This is a genomic window from Legionella sp. km535 (assembly GCF_003990085.1).
GTDB lineage: Bacteria > Pseudomonadota > Gammaproteobacteria > Legionellales > Legionellaceae > Legionella > Legionella moravica.
In genome coordinates, this window is the sequence record NZ_RZGU01000008.1 from 132,676 (window position 1) to 152,130 (window position 19,455).

Sequence of the window (19,455 nt, forward strand, 5' to 3'; positions counted from 1 at the left end):
TTTAAATGAGGATATACATGACAACTGATTCTGTGATTGGGGCCTCGATAGGGGTTCTTGTTGGAGCCTGCTTTGGTTTTTTTTGCCATCGTTTAACTAAAAATTTATCGAATCAAATAACTCGCGATGATGATAAGAAAGACTTAACTAATCAGCTTGAGTCGTATAATCAAATGGTCAGGGAGGTTGATCTCGAACGAGACACCATACTTGATACGCTTGAACAAATGATGGATCTGCATTACGCACAGAGCAGTTCTGACATGCACTGTAGCGTTGTCCCTGATACATTTCGGCGGGGGAGAGAGGAAATAGAATTATTTGTTACTCGTTTTTCCCGACTTTTAAAAGATTATCCCAGATATTCAGCGGAGGAGGCTCAAGCTGACCGTGATTATCTGCCCCGTATTCACCAACAGACTTTGCAGCACCATGAGGCAGTTAAAACGTTGGCTGAAGAATGTTTCCGCCGTATTGAACCCGCGGATAAGGACCAACACAAACCAGCCGCCAGATCGTTATAGGCTGCTTTTGAAACCACAGTCTGTTGACTTTAGGAGTAACCTTCAACAGACACGAATGAAACAGGTGAACCTATGAGTACAATTCGACATGTCGCAACCGGCGGTATTCTTTCTATGGCCGTGGGGCTCTCTTTAGGCCTGGCTGCCTTTGCTACTTTATCCGTCACTCTTCCCGTTGCCCTGTTATTCGGAGCCGGGGGAGCTGTAGGTACTGCCTTGGTCTTTGGTGCTGGAGCTGCCATGGGTAATCTTTCTGCTGAAGTGGATAATAAAAGTTTAGCAGCCCAGGAATGTGAAACAGAATCAGCGAGGGCATTCAGTAGGGAATTAGATTCCGACAGGTTAATGAGCGTGATGCTCCAAATGCAGGCTCTAGAGGCGAAATTTAATACCTTACAAAATAATGTTGAGGATCTTAAAGAGACAATCGCCCTGGAGCAAGACTCGATTGATACCACCATGAAAAACCTGCTAAGGCATCAGGTATCAGTTTCGCAGCCTGAAACGCTTACCGGTCCGTCAAGAGCAGGTTTCTTTTCGAATGCAAGTCAGACTGCCGCTAACGACGCAGGTTTGGCACAGGCGGAAAGAACAAGAGGAATACGCACCAGAACAGGCTAACCAAATTGTACCATCCTCCAAAGATCTCTTGTTTTGCCCGGGAAGGATGGTGCCATAAACAAAGAAAACAAAGGAAAAACATGTCGAATTTTTTTTCAATATTATCGGTTGGTAAACATGCTCTTGGTGTGGTACCCAGAGATAAAAATTTGGATGCCTTTCCTTTAGAAAAAAGACTGGAATCTCATCCAAAAGATAGTATTGTAAGCATCAGTCTGGATGAAAACCAGGAATACACTATCCCTGCCAATCTGATTGCTTCAGCACAGGATGGATGTGTTTATGATAACGATATAAAAATTCTTGAATGGCATGTCATGAAAGAACGTTGTTTGGTTGTTACATCGTTAACGACCAGACAGGTTAACCTGTTTGCGAATTTTGAACTAAACAAATGTTTTATTAAAGCAAGCGGACCTGTGCTGATAGCCGGAAAAGTGGCGTGCGAATCGGCACTTATTATAGAAGCTGAAGCATTATGTTTAACTGAGTCTATCCAATCCAGAGGTACGGTCTTACTTTCTGCACGCCAGGGAGTGGGCCTTCTTGCGCCTGTTCAGGCGCAAAATATGTCAATTCATGCAGCTTATGTTCATCAAGAGGCAGGGCTTCAAATTTCAGGTCAACTGGATGTTTCTACTCAGTGCTTTAAACAAGACCCAACCGTTAAAACAGAGGTTGATTCATTACGCTTGATTGCCTATCAATGTGAAATGAATGGGTATCTATCGGTTAATAACGAATGCTTTTTAATCGCAGATGCCATGGTTTTGGGGCATGGACAATCAAAATCAACTTTGAAGCTGCACGGTGATCATCACATTCATGCCATAAATCTTCTCATACAGGGGGATACGCAGATTCGTATTGGAGATGCCGATGGTGATAAAGAAAGTGATTTCATTGTTGATAAAAAATTAATTCTTGATAAGCCTGTCATCGTTGATTTGTTTAATACCAGAATCTCCATCGATGAAATGGATAATCAAGGTGAATTGGCATGTCATCAATGTACTGCGGAAGTAAAAACGGTACGTCAAAATGGCGTTTTCGATGCCCATCAATCACTGATTACTGTTTCAGGCTGTTTTTATCATGCTAATTGTTCTTTAACTGAGTTAAAGGACACGAATTTCAACTCGCCAGATTTATCTGTTTTAGGCGGTCGCTTTATTGTGAATGATTGTCGTTATCAGGGGAGTTCCTGTCATGTCGTCGCTGGACTTTTTACTGTTGAGAACCAATCTGAGATAGAGCTGGATAGCTTATTGCAGGCAGAAGAGAGCCAGGTTAGGGTTCAAGGCAGCAGGCTTACTGCCCGTCAGTCCATTGTTGCAGCAGGTCACCTGCTATTAGACAACACAAATATAACAGCAAAACATATAAAAACGATACAAGGCAATGCGTGTATCAATCAGTCGACTATTACGGCTCAGTCTCAGATCGGGTTGAACGGCACAACAGAATTAACGAATTCATGCCTTTCTGGTCATGTAGTCATACTCAGAGGGGAACTGACAATTAATGACCTGCAGGTACATACGGACATTATCGAGATCCTGTCGGAAGAAGCGACAATTAATTTCTTGTCTTCCTTCTCGGATAAACTTCATGTACAGGGAAGTAAAATACCAGAACAGGTAGTGTTGAAACGATGCCTATTAACCACCAACAGATTTTCTTGTTCGGGTCATGCCACTATAGAGCGATCCGCTTTTTTCGGTGTTTCCAGCGAGCCTGTCAGTCATGATCTGCATGCCCATCTCAAGCTTGTGGGCTCACGATTTATTACAGACAGTCAGTTAAGCAACTACGCCGACAGTGAGTTGGAGATGGATGCTCACAGTCGAGTACGCGTGGGTTTGCTGCATTCGCAAGGGGCTATGAAAGCGAAGGATTCTACTATATCTTGCGAGTTCATTTGGCAGGAGCGAGGTGTTTTTAAGCTGGAATCAAGTCGAGTTCAGGTGAAACAGGCCATCTCTATGCAGGACAGTACGATGGATTTGAACAAAAATACCATGGTATTGGCTCCAGATGTGCAAGTGCAGCAGGGTTCCACACTTCGACTCAGGAAAAGAAGTCATTTAGTCTGCGCGTCGCAGTTAAGGACATCGTCTGATTCAACCATGAGCAGCGATGAGTCCGCGATTGGTACCCGAAAATTTATTTCATCAGGACGTACGGATTTATGTTCCAGCCTGTTATCAGCAGCAGAACTGCTTATTTATAATCAATTCGGAGCCAGGAAGCAGTCAAAAATTACAGTAGAAAAGTTGATTCTTATTGCTCAACAGGCGCATGCTCACTTTTCTGATTCTGTCGTTGCCAGTTCTAATATCGGCACTTTTGGTGACATGATTATCCATAATACCATCGTTGGAGCTGAGAGAACCCTTTCGATTTGGTCTCCCGCCGCCATGATCCTCGACGGCAGCGCTCTGGTTTTAGCCAGAGACATGATTGTTCGCGGTCTGCTAACAACCCAAAATACAGAGGTGCTGGCAGGGCTGGAAGGTAAAGAACAACGAGCGGTCTGCTTGCTCAAAATTGGCAGGGAATTACTGGTTACTCAAAACGCCATGGTGAATGGAACTGCTGATTTGTTCATTGAGGCTGATCGGTATTTACACCTGGGCAATATGAAGCTTGGTGCTAATCTGCGAGCAAAAGGAGGCGTACTCAATAACCTTGGTACTATTGAATCAGAGCATGTTTATCTGGGGTTTGATGACAGGGTTGTCAACTTGGGCACATTTTCAACTAAAAACATGACAGTTCACAGTAATTTTTTGAATCTTCTCGGTAGAGCCTATATCAGTGACGACTTGATAATGCAGGGATTTTATGGGGTAAACCTCGGGCTTATAACTGCTAAGAACTATACAAATACCCAGTTGTTTTCTGTTCATGGTGGTCTGGCACTCTCCAGTTCACTTGTCGATCCTGAGGCTGTTTTGTCATGGAGCAATCTTTTTTCCGTTGGGAAAATCGTAACAAACAAGTTGCTCGCTAAATACTCAGGCATCATTAATCTGGCGTTTATGATGCCCGGCTTACTAAACCGTGCCTCTTTACTTTATGATGCGTATCACCATTTTGATTGGGAGCGCTACAAAACCATGCGTCGACATGAATGGATGTCGACAGTCTGTCAACTGAAAGAGAATCTCTGGCTGCTTGGGAATCTATATAATACGGTTAAAACATCTGTTGGAGACCGTCCCGACAGAATGATTGAACTGAACAGCGTGTCTGACTGGCAACGGCTTGGAGCAGATTTTAGCGCAATTTTTTCAAACGAACACAGCACGACTTCCCTTATCGGTATCCACTCAGGAATAAGTTTCTCGGCCTCAGGGGTAAGAAAGACTCTATTCAGTGTGAATACTGGCGTTGACGTGTCTTTGATGTGTCATTCTGTTGATAACCGGTATTTCTATAATACTGGCTGGTCTGGTGGTGGTAGTGCCTTTTTTAATACAGATTATACGTGCAATGCTGGTTTCATGACGGGTGTTTGCCAATTAAATTTTAAGGCCAATACTATGGATAATACGGGCTTTTTGGGTGGAAGCAATGCCAGTGTGACTATAAAACATCTCAGTCAGAAAGGACGACTGGCACTGAGTCAGGGGCAGGCTCATATTCTTGAGTTCGATGGCAGGGGCAATGTCAGCACCGAACTGAATGGTATATACGCGGCCGGCAAGACGTTTGATTTCACAGGTCATCTGGACGCGCAGAATGTTCAATTCGTTTATACCGATTCTTTTAAAGCTCAGGACGAATCAACTTTTAATGCCAGTTCAGTCAGTATTAAGACGCCGGTTTTTTCTCATGGTGGGCAAATCACTTCAAATAAAGCAGCCGAAGATGGTTCTGACACGAATTTCTTCCACGTGGAATCCAAAATGGCCGATTTACACGGCTCTGCAATACTCGAAAATGCCTTTTTTAATGTCGAGCATATTGCAGAAGCAACTCAATTTATTTCAGGCCAGGGTCCGTACGAGCAGTATGCTGTGTCCGGGCATTTGGGGGTAAAAACCCAGGACCATATTATTCTGGACGCTCCTTTTAACCGACATTGCGATTTATCCGTAGAAGCCAGAGGCATTACGATGACCTCAGATTATCATCAGGACAGAGATTTAAGCCTGAGCACCACGGAGGGAGGCATTGACTTATTAAGTCACATTACCAGCAGTAATCTGCATGTAAAATCAGCAGGAACCATTAAAACAAATCATGCCATAAATTGTGATGGTGTAGCCAGTTTCACCGCGGATGGCGTCTTTTATAATCTAGGTGGAACCATCAATGCCGAGACGGTTACAATAAAAGCTACCGAAATTAAAAATATATCCGCCGGCGCTTTATTTCAATCCTCCCAATCATCAGACCACCATTTTACTCCCTTTGGCATACCCTGTTCGACCGAAAATATGGTAAAGGAAGCAGTTCAATCACAAAGCCCATGGGGAGTAGTTATGGGAGTTGATGGAATCATCAATGGACGTAAGGATCTTTATATGGAGGCTACTTCTGGCAACATTGAAAACTGGGGTGGGATTGTTCGAGCAGGAGAATATGCGCAATTACTTGCCAGTGGAGACGTCATCAATGCCTGTAATGTCCGCGTCAGTCGTGGTGACATCTATGAATTTGATGGAGGATTAATCGCTGGAGGAAACGGGGCTGACAGGGATGGAGTTGGTCTTTTTATCCGGGCAGGAGGGAAGGTCATTGCGGATGCGTCGGACTTCGTAAGTGATGGTATCAATTATCTTGAGGCTGATCAGGGCTTCGATTTTCAGGCTCGCCAGCATACCGAGCGTTCCGCAAAAAAGAAATCAAAAACCAGGTCTGGAAAAAAGTCTGAAGAGGTAAGGAAGGACACTAAGGTTAAAAATTCATCCGTACATTCGTCGGCTGGATATAACATTCTGGTAACCCGCCATGGGGGTGTTCAGGCTGCGGCAACTCGTTTCTCCTCCCCCGGGGGAACCCAGATCATGTCTCGCGATACGGTTCTGTTATACAGCGTAAAGACACAGAGCCGACAGTATAAATCCTCGAGTCGCTGGTGGGGCCTGTCAAAACGCGTGCGCTCCGAGAAGCATCAGGAGGCCATGCCTACCCTGTTTTATGATAATGGTGTGACCCGTATTGAGGTGACGGACGGTTCTATTGATGCGTGTGGGGCTTATTTTGCCGGTGCCGGTGATTTGGAGCTAAAGGCTTCGGGGCGTATCCGCTTTGGTGTTGATATATTAGATCATAAAATTGTGGAAAAAAAACGCGGTTTTGAGGTATCTGCAACCGGAGTGGGGGCCTGGAAGGCGTGGAAGAGCGGTGGCAATATCATGGATATGATGAGTGCTGAAGATGCCACCATGACAAAACTGAGGTCTATGCTTGACAGCCACAATGATGGTGAACGATTAGTAAACGTGGCCAATTTAGGGATTAATGCATATAACACGGTAAATAATCTGACGCGTGGATTGGCGAAGAGGACTCTGGACAGGGAATTACTGGCGCGCTATGGGCTGGGAGGAGATAAAGGATGGTCGCCGGGTATTAGTCTGTTGGTGAACAAAAGCGAAACGGTTACGAAATACCAGACACAAGGCCCCGGAGGTGTTGATCGGGCAGGCAATGTTTATCTGGAGGCAGGAGAAGGCATTGATTTGGAACATGGTGTTTGTGTGCGTGCAGATGGCGATATGGTAGTTAACGCTCCTGAAATAATCGCGACGGCAGCGGAATTGCATTCCTCCGTTGATCAAAAAATCTTAAGAGCTTCAGTTGCCTCAGCGGGAGGACAAATAAACAGTGCCTCGGTTGGGTATTCTCATAGCAAAACAGAAACAACTCATTACGTTCCTGCTGAATTATCGGCAGGCGGCAACATGAGTCTTGGTCATCAAGGCCAGTCCATGAGCCATGTCGTACTGGATGGTGCCCAGATCAAGGCTTGTACCTTAGATGCTGATATCGAACAACTAGACATTATTGACAGACAGGACAGGGAGGTAACCCGATCTAAGTCCATCGACGCCAGTACTTCAGGTCATGTTTCCACTTACAAGGGGTCAGGACACTCTGCCACTACCTCACAGCACAGCGGTATTTATGTGGTTGATGGAATTAATACCGATGGTCACAGGGTTCACATAGACGAAGCACGGATGTACGGGGGAGAGATTTTGACTCCAGGCGAAAATCATATTGAGATTGATAAATTAAGCGCAGTAACCGTTTCTGATCATGAGTTCTATCGAGGTACGGGAGTTAGTTTCAATACGAAAGATTTGTCACGTCTGAACGGAGGAACAGCAACAAATAATACAGGAGAATCAGCGATTGCGGTTGCTGAAGTAACCCTGGATCGAATTGATTATCTGGCAAGGACAACTCCCGTTATTCATGGTGAACAGGAAACCCATGTCCTTATTTACGAATTAGCGGGCAATCTGCAAACAACATCGGCGAATGGAACAACCGTCATCAGAAACGATGAGCTGCATCTGACGCTGGATGTTCCAATGACTAATAGCAACTATATGCAGACAAGTCGGACGAATATTCAAACTGGCCTGGACAAAATAGTTTCAGCTCTTCGGCCAGCTGATATTCCCGGTATTGAGACTGTACTTCAGGAGGAAGGAAGGCGGCCGTCAGGAAGCAGACTGGAAGAGGAAAAGGATGGAAGCTCCGAAAAAGAACAATCTGACAAGGATAAAGGGTCGGCTTCCGATAAAGATAGGGAGTTTGAAGACTGCGAGTTGATGTTATCACCTGAAGAACAAAAAATACTGTGGGATGGGGTCTGGTCACTTATGTCTGAGCATGACCGAGAGACAATCAAAGCGGATCTATTCACCGTTATGGCAGAGTGGGACGCCGGGATCTTTAACTCGCCCGCTCAGAAAAAGCTCGATAATGATATCCAGTGTGCTTATCTGGAAGTTTTTAAAGCAATTTCAGTGGAGAGATGGGGGTTCATAAGCAAGCATATGAGAGCAGACGTAGCCGATAAATTATTCCATGCTTTGTCATCTCCAGAGACTTTATCGAAGGTGCATGTTCAGACCTGTTTCGGTCCCAGAGGGGTTTTAATCAGTTTTGTTTTTAATCTGGGTTTAAATTCAAAAAAAAATGTATCGGACCTGGTTAAATCAGCGGTTACCACGACAGCGGGCGATCTTGGTTTCAGTATTTTATTAAGAGAAGTAATGGGTTCTGCAGCTGGGCCTGTCGGTTGGAGCGTGCTGGGTTTGCAAGCCCTGGATGCGATGTTTTATGATTCCAGGTATGTAGATAATATGCTTGAGGAGGAGGTTCATTTAATTTATAAAGCGCAGGAATCAATCAAAGAAGGTAAGCTCTTACTGGGTATTGCCGAACAAATGATGGCTGCCGACAAACTCACGTTGGCTAACGAAATGAGAGCCTTTCATTATTTACTGGCACCAGTATCCTGGTTTGGAAAAGCAGCTGAAGCCGTTTGGGATAAAGTAGCGGGTGCTGGAAAGTCGGCTACGTCAAGGTACGAAAGACCACAGCAGGCAGCAGGTTATGAACCAGCTTTTTTTCGGGCGGCACAACCAGTTGTAAAGGATGAGGCAGAATCCGACACTTTGGAATCCAGTGTAAGGATGCATGCAGCCCACTGATCCTTTTGCACTTATGCCATGTCGCGAACCACGGCACAGAGCATTAGTAGTAACATTGCAAACTCATTTTGAAATATTTGTTGGCATATAGATAAATTAATAGTTGCAATATTTTTTATAGGTTGATATAAAAAATGAAGGTGTCCTTTATTTCGGGACAAATTGCTCGCTGCTGTTTTTGCGGGTGAACACCAGCGGGAGGATGGCCATGCTCGAGTTTGCCGTATTCAAGCAAAACGCAATGCAACTAACCAGGAAATTAACGCGTAGCAATTCTCAATATACGGGCTGCATGGGCTTCTTTTCTGCACTAATACCAAGTGCTGGTTCTTTGGATGACTCGATAACTATTGGAAGGGTTGCCCATTCTTTTGATACCGATCTTGATCCACAATTGTGCTTATACGTCAGCTCATTTTACAGGCATGCATTGGTGAATTCCGAAGAGTTTACTGAATTTAAAAATAAGGTGCTAATAGGAATATACATCTTGATGTTGTCGCGTTATAGTTCAACTGTTTGTTATTACGTGAATAAAAATTTTATCGATTTATTACAACGAGATTTAGGGATAAGCTCACTTTCCGATATTAGTAATGAAGTGTTTCACCAAAGTTTAACGGCTCTAAGCCAATACAGTTCCTATGTTTATGAACATAGAAAAGATGATGAAGTTTATGTTGATATAAATAATCGTTTTGGCCCAAGGATACAAGGTGAGATTGAAGAAGTTAGAAATTCCAGAGTGATTCCAGATGATTCATGGTATGGTGTTTATTGCGGTATGTTTTGTTCAATATGGATGACTAATAAGTCTTAAAGGAGGTTGTATGCCATTTACTCCACCCTCATTTTCTTGTTTAAGAGCAGATACTCTTAATTTGGATGATCGCTTTTCAATTACTCTCGGCAGATATAAAATTGTTCCTGTTTCCCAGTCTTCAGCATCCTCATCGTCTGCACAAGATCAGGTAGTCCCGAGCGCACTTGAAATACTCTTGGCCAGAACGGATGGTGTTATACATTGTAAAAGTGATCGAGCGACTGTAAAGGATGCTTTTACCAGATTATGCACTGAGTTGCGGGCAATATTGCATGAGGGTAAGGAAGATAAATGCAAACAGGCCACTCAGTTTTTGTTGGGTGCTTTGTTGCATCGTTATTTCAGATTAATAAAAGAATACGATAAATGCAATTCATATACTTCTTATTTTTATTCACCTTTCGATGAGCGAAATTGCCAGCTCTTTCTCGCAGTAAGAAAAGCATTGGGTTTATCTGATGAAATGCCAAAAGATTACAGAGTTCAGGATTTGAAAAAACTGGATGTCACAACTGTTGTAACGGCTTTGATTGCATTTCGTGAGAATATGAAATTAAATGATCGGTATCTTAATTACCCACATTATGCAGATGATCCCAATTTTCAACCTTATCTGGAACAAATAATAAGCGAGCAGCTACTCAGGAACAAGGGTGAGCTGCAGAAGTTTAAAGCCATTCGATTTGTTCAATCTTTGGTTAGGAATGTTGATGCCGATCTTAAGGAAACAGAGGCGACGATTAAAACATGGTGCAGGCAGTTAGCTAAAGATCACTCGGATTTTAAATCATTAAAATTAGATGTCATAGAAGCGCATTTGAAACGCCACGTAGAGTCAGGTCCAGTTAGAGACAAGATTACCGATTTATTATACACTCCGATGATTGAAAACGATCTTGATTCGATGGATCATTCCAGTTTTGAATTTTCTTTGACAAAAGGTGCAGTCGATACAGCAACTTATACAGTAGTCGGCGGATATGCTTTATTATTAATTTCACGTGGAGTCGCCGAAGATCCTAAGCTGGTATTTGAGATTAATAAAGTGTTGATACCTCCACCGTCAACAGAACGGTTCACTTATAAAGACATGTTAAACGCTACATATTTTGTTGAACAATATATGAAATATTATCCTTCTGCTGCTTTGGATTATGAATACTTTGACGATCGCTCTGGCTTCGATACCTATCTTCGCAATAGTCTTATTCGATTAACTGAGAAAACCAAAGAGCAATCTCCGGAGGCTAGTGAGGCAAGAGCGTCGGTATCGGGCTATTAGATTTTCTATGATTTTTTGATACTTTATTTCACTTTCAGGAGCGTTTTTCTCCGGTTGTGGCATGGTGTTTTATAAACCTGCTCCCCGCGTTACACACAGGGAGCAGGATTATGAATATTAATGTGCCGCAAACTGCAATTGCCCGTCTTTATAAGTGACCTCAATTGTTTCGCCTGAACGAAATGCTCCAGTCAATAACGATTGAGCCAGTGGGTTTTCCAGTTTTTGTTGAATGGTTCTTTTTAAAGGTCTCGCACCGTATACCGGATCAAAGCCCGCTTCTGCAAGATAGGCCAGAGCCTCTGGTTTTACCACAAGATTGATGTCCTGCTGCTTCAACCGATGGTGCAAATAAGCGATTTGAATTTCAGCGATTTTGGCAATCTGTTCCTTGAGCAAGGAATGGAATACCACCGTTTCATCAATTCGGTTAATAAACTCAGGGCGGAAATGCTGTCCAACCATCTCCATAACGGCAGATTTTACTTGGTCGTAATCAAATTTGGTTCCCATCTCCTGAATTAGCTGGGATCCCAAATTCGAGGTCATTACAATTACGGTATTACGAAAATCCACCGTACGTCCCTGGCCGTCCGTTAAGCGGCCATCATCCATTACTTGTAAAAGAATATTGAATACATCCGAATGTGCTTTTTCTACTTCGTCGAGCAGAATTACAGAATAAGGTCTGCGTCGTACCGCTTCGGTTAAATATCCACCTTCTTCATATCCAACATATCCTGGAGGTGCGCCAATGAGACGGGCAACCGAATGTTTTTCCATGAATTCAGACATGTCAATACGTACCATGGCTTCTTCTGTATCAAACAGGAATGTGGCCAAAGCCTTGCACAATTCTGTTTTTCCCACACCGGTAGGACCAAGAAAGAGGAAGGAACCGATAGGGCGATTCGGATCAGATAAACCTGCACGTGAACGTCGTATGGCATTAGAAACTGCATCAACCGCTTCATTTTGCCCAATCAGTCTGTTGTGAAGGACTTCTTCCATTTTAAGCAGCTTTTCCTTTTCCCCTTCCATCATTTTGGCGACGGGAATACCTGTCCATTTTGAAACAACCTCGGCTATTTCATCTTCAGTGACTTTATTGCGGACCAATTTTGTTTCCACATTATCGAGCGCAGCAACCTGGCTCAATCGTTTTTCCAACTCAGGAATCCGACCGTACTGTAACTCCGACATTCTGCTTAAATCACCGGCTCTTCTGGCGGTTTCCATTTCAAGTTTGGCTTGCTCCAGAGCCTCTTTAATTTGAGTGGAGCCTTGCATGGTCGCTTTTTCGGCCTTCCAGATTTCTTCTAGATCAGAGTAACTTTTTTCCAGTTCATCGATGCTGTGTTGTAAATCAACCAGGCGTTTTTTGGACGCTTCATCATTTTCTTTTTTCAATGCTTCTCGTTCGATTTTTAACTGGATAAGTCTTCTGTCCAGTTTGTCCATGCTCTCGGGTTTAGAGTCTATTTCCATACGAATTAAGCTACCCGCTTCATCTATTAAATCAATAGCCTTGTCTGGTAACTGGCGGTCACTGATGTAACGATGAGACAAAGTAGCTGCCGCTACTATGGCCGGATCAGTAATTTCAATACCATGATGCACTTCATATCGTTCTTTTAAACCTCGGAGTATGGCTATCGTGTCTTCAACACTGGGCTCATCTACGAGTACTTTTTGGAATCGCCGTTCGAGAGCGGCATCTTTTTCGATATATTGTCTGTATTCATCAAGAGTTGTGGCACCAATACAATGGAGTTCACCTCGAGCAAGGGCTGGTTTCAACATATTTCCAGCGTCCATGGCACCTTCTGCTTTTCCTGCGCCCACCATGGTATGAATTTCATCAATGAACAAAATAATTTGACCTTCCTGTTTTGCCAGATCATTAAGCACTGCTTTCAGACGTTCTTCAAATTCGCCACGGAATTTCGCACCCGCGATCAATGCGCCCATATCCAGAGAAAGCAAACGTTTGTCTTTTAATCCTTCTGGAACTTCTCCATTGATGATTCGTTGGGCCAATCCTTCGACAATTGCTGTTTTACCCACGCCTGGCTCACCGATGAGAACCGGGTTATTTTTGGTGCGTCTTTGCAGAACCTGAATGGTACGGCGTATTTCATCGTCACGGCCAATTACCGGATCCAGTTTTCCTTGTTCCGCTCGTTCTGTCAGGTCAAGGGTGTATTTTTCCAGTGCTTGCCGTTGCTCTTCAGCGTTGGCGTCATTAACTGTTTCGCCGCCTCTTAAGTCATCAATAGCTTTTTCAATGGCTTTAAGCTCTCCACCGGCTTGCTTTAACATCTTAGAGAGGGCACTCTCCTCAGTAATTGCAGCGAGCACAAATAATTCACTGGATATAAAATTGTCTTTTCGCTGTTGCGCTAATTTGTCGGTTAGATTAAGAAGGCGATTAAGAGCATTGGATATATGAATGTCTCCGCCAGTCCCTGAAACTTTTGGCAGTTTTTCCAAGGCTTGATCTATCAGTGTTCGTAAGAGCGCAATATTGACGCCAGCTTTAGTGAGCAGAGGTCTACAGCTACCGCCTTGTTGATCCAATAAAGCTTTCATTAAGTGTTCAGGCTCTATAAATCCATTATCTCTTCCAAGAGCCAATGACTGAGCATCGGCCAAAGCCATTTGAAATTTAGAGGTCAGTTTGTCCATTCGCATAGCTTCACCTTTTATAGTTATTTTAGGGTATTAATTCATCTCTTACTGCCGTAAAATGAGGGCAGTTTTAATTATTTCAAGAGCTTAAAGATGAATAATGATTTACCTAATTCTACTCCAGATTCACAAATTTTGCTTAATCAGATTGTTCTGGATTACATGAAAGAAAAGAAAAGAAAGCGCAGATGGCGTTGGATATCACGAACACTATTTGTTTTGATTATTGGAATTATAGGCTACAAAATCTATTCCTACAGCAGTGATGATACTGGCACTAATACAAAAGCTCATGTAGGTTTAATCGATATAAATGGAGAAATATTTGATTCCAAGGTTGCAAGCTCGGATAATTTTGCCAAAGGCATACAAAGTGCTTATAAAAATAAAGGATTAAAGGCCTTAATTCTTCGGATTAACAGTCCCGGCGGCAGCCCTGTTCAGGCTGAGTATATGTACAATACTATCAAATATTATCAAGCCAAATATCCCAACGTCAAAATCTATTCTGTTTGCGTGGATATGTGTACATCAGCGGCATATTATATTGCAGTAGGTGCTGACAGCATTTATGCCAGCCCTTCGAGTCTCGTTGGATCTATTGGTGTATTATACAATGGATTTGGCTTTGTGGATGGCATGGAGAAAATTGGTGTGACCCGTCGTTTAGTGACATCCGGTTCAAACAAAGGATTTCTGGATCCGTTCTCTCCCATTACCGATACGCAGAAACAAAAACTGCAAACCATGCTTGATATCATTCATCAACAATTTATCAATCGGGTAAAAGAGGGGAGAGGCAGCCGTTTACACATTGATGATGATACTTTTTCCGGTTTGTTTTGGACTGGTGAGCAAGCATTAGCTAATGGTTTGATTGATGGCTATGGCAGCAGCGGACAGGTGGCACGTGACGTTATCAAAATTGACAACATGATAGACTACACCCAAAAACAGAATTTCTTTGATCGGGTAACTCAAAATATTGGAACAGCAATGGCTGATGAATTGCCTTTAAGTTTTGGGGTTAAGCCGGGATTAAAGTAGGGTTTATTCAATTTGAGTGGCTCTCAATCCAGTTTTATTGCGCGATGTGGATCCCGCGGTCTTCGCCGCGGGATTTCGAAATGCAGCATGTACTCACATATCATGCGAATTCCTGCGGCTGTGACCGCGGGATCCCGTGTTTTAGCACAGCCATCCTGGTTCTGCGATCAAATCCGTTGGTCGTGGGCAAGATGTGATCAAGAGACAGTTGTGAGCAACCAGGCTTAACTCTCATATCAACCGAATTCCCGCGGCTATGACCGCGGGATTAAGGAATTGTAGTCTGTTTGCTCGCAAACAGGATCATGGTTTCTCAGCATAAAATCCTGGTTGTGAGCAACAGAATCTTATACACAACTTCACAAACCAGTCCGGTTTTACTTTATGGATCCCGCGGTCTTCGCCGCGGGATTTCGAAATGCAGCATGTACTCACATATCATGCGAATTCCCGCGGCTGTGACCGCGGGATCCCGTGTTTTAGCACAGCCATCCTGGTTCTGCGATCAAATCCGTTGGTCGTGGGCAAGATGTGATCAAGAGACAGTTGCGAGCAACCAGGCTTAACTCTCATATCAACCGAATTCCCGCGGCTATGACCGCGGGATCCATAATGGTGACATTGAAGTATTAGGTCCCTCGGTCTTTCGGCTTATATTGATACAACGACAGCCACTTGATGCTGAGTTATAATTGATCCATAGAGTAGAGCAGAACTTTTTACCGGATGTGTTGAAGACTCAGGAGCAAGCAGTGGGGAAATCGGTTGGGATTTGACCAAGAGCCTGGCTCTTTGGAGTCAAATCCCGGAATGAATTCAGTTACTTCAAAACTGGAGCGATGGTCTGGAGTAGAGTCTTGAATACTTTAGGTGTCCCAGCCACTACATCACCATTTTGTAGAAAATCATCTCCACCCTGAATGTCGCTAATTAATCCACCTGCTTCTCTGATTAATAAAGAACCCGCTGCGATATCCCAGGGACGTAAACCCAGTTCCCAAAATCCATCAATCCGGCCGCTGGCCACATAAGCTAAATCCAGTGCGGCAGATCCCGTTCGTCTAACGCCAGCGCATTTGCCCATTAAAGCTTCAAATGTGGGTAAATATCTTTGTGCTAGAGTCAGGTTCCTAAAGGGAACTCCAGTACCAATAAGTGATGCGCTTAACAGAGTTTGCTTGGATACTCGGATTCTTCTGTCGTTTAATCGAGCGCCTCTTCCCCTGCTTGCGGCAAAACATTCATGGCGTAAAGGATCATAAATAACGCCATGTTCAATTCTGTTTTTAACTTTCAGGGCTATGGAAACTGAGAAGAATGGAAATCCATGCAAGTAATTGGAAGTACCATCCAAAGGGTCAATAATCCATACAGATTCACCATCACCTTCCTGAAATCCACTTTCTTCCGCGAGAATACCGTGTTCTGGATAGGCTTTATGGATTGCATTGATGATGGATTGTTCTGCCTTGATATCCACTTCGCTAAAATATTCCTGGCTGTTTTTCGCTGTAATCTTTAAGCGGTCCACCTGTTCCATGTGACGGATAATGATTTCGCCGGCTTGACGTGCTGCACTGACTGCTATATTTAAAAGTGGTTCCATGGATATACTCTTTATCTACAAAATCAGCAATTCTATCACATTTTTTTTGTACATAGAGAAGTCCAATCAATAAATGCTGTGATATAGTTAGATAAAGTATCAATTATAAGTTTTATTATGAAGTTAAGTTCTATTCGAATCGTGCTGGTTGCAACCTCACACCCCGGAAATATTGGCTCAACTGCACGTGCTATGAAAACCATGGGTTTAAACTCTCTCTACCTGGTTAATCCAAAGTCATTTCCTGATTATAAAGCTAAAGAGATGGCTGCTGGTGCAGATGATGTACTGGAATCGGCGGTAGTAACGGATACCTTGGAAGATGCTCTGATTGGCTGTCAATTAATTCTGGGCACCAGTGCCCGACCGAGAGGTATCTCATTGCCCGGGTTACTTCCCGCTTCCAGCGCAGAACTGATTGGTCAGCAAGCGGATAACACTCAGGTTGCCATTCTATTTGGTAGGGAACACGCAGGGCTTACAAACGAAGAGCTACTGAAATGTCATTATCACATTAACATTCCCAGTAATCCTGAATACAGCTCACTCAATTTAGCTCAAGCAGTCCAGATTATTGCTTATGAACTGCGAATGAATCTGCTGTCGCCAAAAGCTACCGTTTCATCCCGCACTGATGAATACGCCACAGCAGATGAAATTGAACAGTTCTATGAGCATTTGAAAGAAGTATTTATTGAGATTCAATTTTTAAAAGCAGCAAATCCACGGCGATTGATGCAACGTGTCCGTCGATTGTTTAATCGAGTAATGTTGGAAAAAATGGAAGTCAGCATTTTACGAGGAATGTTAAGTCAGGTACAAAAATCTCTGGAATGGGCTGGCAAAAAAAACAGGAGTGACTTGGATGTCTAATCTGCCAATATATATGGATTATATGGCTACTACCCCCGTCGATCCCCGCGTTATCGATCACATGATTCACTATTTGGGTCCTGATGGTCATTTTGGTAATCCGGCTTCGTCTACACACGTCTATGGCAAAACTGCGGCTTTGGCAGTGGAGCGGGCTCGCGCTAAAATTGCCGATGCGGTTCAGGCATCGAGCCAGGATATAGTGTTCACTTCAGGCGCTACTGAATCTGATAATTTGGCCATTCTTGGTGCCGCACGATTCTATAAAAACAAAGGGATGCATCTTATTACTATGAGTACTGAACACAAGGCAGTACTCGACAGTTTCCATCAATTGGAAAAAGAAGGCTTTGAGGTGACTTATCTGCAGCCCGAATCTGATGGACTACTCGATTTAAAAAAACTTGAAGGCACTCTGAGAGAAGATACGATTCTCGTTTCTATTATGCATGTAAATAATGAAATTGGCGTGATTCAGGATATTGCAGCAATTGGTGAGGTTTTGCGAAATAAAGGCATTGTATTTCACGTTGATGCAGCACAAAGTGCAGGAAAAATTGCAATTAATCTAAGTACTCTTCCTGTTGATTTAATGTCCTTTTCCGCACATAAAATGTACGGTCCGAAGGGGATAGGTGCTTTATACGTTCGGCATAAACCGCGTATCAGATTGCAAGCTCAAACCTTTGGTGGTGGGCATGAGGGTGGATTGCGTTCTGGTACCTTGGCTACTCATCAGATCGTTGGTTTTGGCGAAGCATTTGCATTAGCAGAACAGGAGCGAGAAGAGGAACAGAACCGTTTACTGTCTTATCGTCAACAATTATGGGATGGAATCAAACATTTGGGTGGAGTCCAATTGAATGGGCATGCCGAAAAGCGTATTGCAGGGAACCTTAATATGTCCTTTTCCGGATTGGATGGGGATGCATTGCTATTAGCATTGAGGGAGTTGGCAGTTTCTACTACATCAGCCTGTACATCCGCAAGCATACAACCTTCTTATGTCCTGAGAGCCATTGGCTTGACTGAGGATTTAGCGTACAGTTCCATCCGATTATCTATTGGACGGTTTACTACTAAAGAACAAATTGATAAGGCAATTTCAGTAATTTGCGATCAGGTGAGTCGATTGCATGAAATGTTACCTATATGATGTATAATAAAATAGTGCAGGATTGCTTTTTTCAGCCCAGACATATTGGGATTCTTGATTTGTCAGAGCCCTTGGTCAGTTACTGTAGAATTGAACAACACAAACCAAGAATTATTATTGATCTTTATATCCAGTGCTCACGCACCGGATTGATCAGTACGGTATGTTTCAAGACTAATGGGAATCCTTTTGTCATTGCTGGTATGGAATGGTTGTGCCGGAACCTTGAAGGTACTGATCTGATGAAATCAGAAACTATTAATTATCAGATGCTAATTAATACATTGGAAATTCCGGTAAGCCAATATCCCGTTGCTTTACTTATTAACGATGTTTATCAAGAGAGCTTGATATTGATGAAGAAGAAACTAGAGAGGTATGAGTCATGAGTGTGGTGATGCAGCACGTCAGTAATGAAGATCCAGGAATTACTTTAAGTGAATCAGCGATTAAACACCTGGTTTCGTATTTGACTAAAAATCCTGATAACCATGGTGTGCGGCTTTCTGTAAAAAAAACAGGTTGCTCTGGTTTGTCTTATGTAGTGGACTATGTAAAAGCCCCATTGGATGGGGATGTAGTCATGCCCTTGTCAGGGAACTATGTGATCTGTGTTGATAAACTTAGCATGCCCTTTCTTAAAAACATGCAAGTTGATTACGTCAAGCAAGGATTAAATTACAAATTTGTATTTAACAATCCCAACCAAACCGGTCAGTGTGGTTGTGGAGAGAGTTTTACTGTAGCCTAAATGCATTCTTGTATAAGTAATTCATTACTGTTCTGTTTTGCCCTGGACTACAGGGCAAACTCCTACCATGTTAAAAAAATCACAATTAACTCTTTTCCGATATCCCCATTTATAGCACAGTATCTTGATCTCATCTTTGACTACAGCCAGCGGCTTTGATCGCGGATCAACGATGTCAGTGCTAAAACATTGGATCCCGCGGTCTTCGCCGCGGGAATTCGGCTTAGATTTATTTAAAGGCAAGCTACCTGATGCTGAGACATAGTTGATCTATTTCAGTTATCCTAAACCATGGGATCAAAGCCATAGAAATACGAAGTGCAATATTAGTCCCCATCTTAACCGAATTCCCGCGGCTATGACCGCGGGATCCATGATGGTGGCATTCAAGTATCA

At 43.2% G+C, this 19,455-nt stretch carries 12 protein-coding genes; 10 read left to right on the top strand and 2 right to left on the bottom strand.

Going from position 1 to position 19,455, the window contains the following annotated elements; genetic code table 11:
* The first annotated feature begins 17 nt into the window (after positions 1 to 17).
* The 5 genes from ELY21_RS06730 to ELY21_RS06750 all read left to right on the top strand — a co-directional run bounded on the left by ELY21_RS06730 (position 18) and on the right by ELY21_RS06750 (position 10,935).
* Complete coding sequence (locus ELY21_RS06730) at positions 18 to 524, top strand: hypothetical protein (protein WP_127108059.1); 507 nt, start codon at positions 18 to 20, stop codon at positions 522 to 524.
* 72 nt (positions 525 to 596) lie between these two features.
* Positions 597 to 1,145, top strand: a complete 549-nt coding sequence (locus ELY21_RS06735) for a hypothetical protein (RefSeq protein WP_127108061.1) — start codon at positions 597 to 599, stop codon at positions 1,143 to 1,145.
* A gap of 80 nt (positions 1,146 to 1,225) precedes the next feature.
* Positions 1,226 to 8,830, top strand: a complete 7,605-nt coding sequence (locus tag ELY21_RS06740) for a hemagglutinin repeat-containing protein (RefSeq protein WP_127108063.1) — start codon at positions 1,226 to 1,228, stop codon at positions 8,828 to 8,830.
* Between the two features lie 208 nt (positions 8,831 to 9,038).
* Positions 9,039 to 9,650, top strand: coding sequence for a hypothetical protein (locus tag ELY21_RS06745; RefSeq protein ID WP_127108065.1), 612 nt, complete (start codon positions 9,039 to 9,041; stop codon positions 9,648 to 9,650).
* 10 nt (positions 9,651 to 9,660) lie between these two features.
* A complete protein-coding gene (locus ELY21_RS06750) occupies positions 9,661 to 10,935 on the top strand; it encodes a type IV secretion protein Dot (RefSeq protein ID WP_127108067.1) in 1,275 nt (424 codons plus the stop codon).
* 117 nt (positions 10,936 to 11,052) lie between these two features.
* On the opposite strand, the gene clpB is transcribed toward ELY21_RS06750, so the two are convergent.
* Positions 11,053 to 13,629, bottom strand: a complete 2,577-nt coding sequence (clpB, locus tag ELY21_RS06755; RefSeq protein WP_127108069.1) for an ATP-dependent chaperone ClpB — start codon at positions 13,627 to 13,629, stop codon at positions 11,053 to 11,055.
* 90 nt (positions 13,630 to 13,719) lie between these two features.
* Here clpB and ELY21_RS06760 point away from each other — a divergent pair, with 90 nt between their 5' ends.
* Positions 13,720 to 14,673: a S49 family peptidase gene (locus ELY21_RS06760; protein ID WP_127108072.1), complete on the top strand. Its 954-nt coding sequence runs from the start codon at positions 13,720 to 13,722 to the stop codon at positions 14,671 to 14,673.
* 820 nt (positions 14,674 to 15,493) lie between these two features.
* Here the strand turns inward: ELY21_RS06760 and ELY21_RS06765 are convergent.
* Positions 15,494 to 16,279 carry an inositol monophosphatase family protein gene (locus ELY21_RS06765; protein ID WP_127108074.1) on the bottom strand — a complete coding sequence of 262 codons (786 nt, stop codon included), beginning with the start codon at positions 16,277 to 16,279 and terminating at the stop codon, positions 15,494 to 15,496.
* A 117-nt stretch (positions 16,280 to 16,396) separates the two neighbouring features.
* On the opposite strand from ELY21_RS06765, the gene trmJ reads away from it, so the two are divergent.
* Genes trmJ through ELY21_RS06785 form a run of 4 tightly spaced genes read left to right on the top strand, consistent with a single transcriptional unit; the run spans position 16,397 to position 19,059 of the window.
* Positions 16,397 to 17,152 carry a tRNA (cytosine(32)/uridine(32)-2'-O)-methyltransferase TrmJ gene (gene trmJ / locus ELY21_RS06770; protein ID WP_127108076.1) on the top strand — a complete coding sequence of 252 codons (756 nt, stop codon included), beginning with the start codon at positions 16,397 to 16,399 and terminating at the stop codon, positions 17,150 to 17,152.
* The gene (locus ELY21_RS06775; RefSeq protein ID WP_127108078.1) at positions 17,145 to 18,308 is read left to right on the top strand and encodes an IscS subfamily cysteine desulfurase; all 1,164 of its coding nucleotides are present in this window, start codon (positions 17,145 to 17,147) and stop codon (positions 18,306 to 18,308) included. The genes trmJ and ELY21_RS06775 overlap by 8 nt, the downstream gene beginning before the upstream one ends.
* The gene (locus ELY21_RS06780) at positions 18,305 to 18,697 is read left to right on the top strand and encodes an iron-sulfur cluster assembly scaffold protein (RefSeq protein ID WP_127108080.1); all 393 of its coding nucleotides are present in this window, start codon (positions 18,305 to 18,307) and stop codon (positions 18,695 to 18,697) included. The genes ELY21_RS06775 and ELY21_RS06780 overlap by 4 nt, the downstream gene beginning before the upstream one ends.
* The gene (locus tag ELY21_RS06785; protein ID WP_028384387.1) at positions 18,694 to 19,059 is read left to right on the top strand and encodes an iron-sulfur cluster assembly accessory protein; all 366 of its coding nucleotides are present in this window, start codon (positions 18,694 to 18,696) and stop codon (positions 19,057 to 19,059) included. The genes ELY21_RS06780 and ELY21_RS06785 overlap by 4 nt, the downstream gene beginning before the upstream one ends.
* The last annotated feature ends 396 nt before the right edge of the window (positions 19,060 to 19,455 follow it).

Excerpts from the sequence above, each read along its gene's own strand:
- ELY21_RS06735 (WP_127108061.1), top strand. The coding sequence starts at position 597 with ATGAGTACAATTCGACATGTCGCAACCGGCGGTATTCTTTCTATGGCC.
- ELY21_RS06740 (WP_127108063.1), top strand. The coding sequence starts at position 1,226 with ATGTCGAATTTTTTTTCAATATTATCGGTTGGTAAACATGCTCTTGGT.
- ELY21_RS06730 (WP_127108059.1), top strand. The coding sequence starts at position 18 with ATGACAACTGATTCTGTGATTGGGGCCTCGATAGGGGTTCTTGTTGGA.
- ELY21_RS06745 (WP_127108065.1), top strand. The coding sequence starts at position 9,039 with ATGCTCGAGTTTGCCGTATTCAAGCAAAACGCAATGCAACTAACCAGG.
- ELY21_RS06765 (WP_127108074.1), bottom strand. The coding sequence starts at position 16,279 with ATGGAACCACTTTTAAATATAGCAGTCAGTGCAGCACGTCAAGCCGGC.
- ELY21_RS06780 (WP_127108080.1), top strand. The coding sequence starts at position 18,305 with ATGATGTATAATAAAATAGTGCAGGATTGCTTTTTTCAGCCCAGACAT.
- ELY21_RS06750 (WP_127108067.1), top strand. The coding sequence starts at position 9,661 with ATGCCATTTACTCCACCCTCATTTTCTTGTTTAAGAGCAGATACTCTT.
- ELY21_RS06760 (WP_127108072.1), top strand. The coding sequence starts at position 13,720 with ATGAATAATGATTTACCTAATTCTACTCCAGATTCACAAATTTTGCTT.
- clpB (WP_127108069.1), bottom strand. The coding sequence starts at position 13,629 with ATGCGAATGGACAAACTGACCTCTAAATTTCAAATGGCTTTGGCCGAT.
- trmJ (WP_127108076.1), top strand. The coding sequence starts at position 16,397 with ATGAAGTTAAGTTCTATTCGAATCGTGCTGGTTGCAACCTCACACCCC.
- ELY21_RS06785 (WP_028384387.1), top strand. The coding sequence starts at position 18,694 with ATGAGTGTGGTGATGCAGCACGTCAGTAATGAAGATCCAGGAATTACT.
- ELY21_RS06775 (WP_127108078.1), top strand. The coding sequence starts at position 17,145 with ATGTCTAATCTGCCAATATATATGGATTATATGGCTACTACCCCCGTC.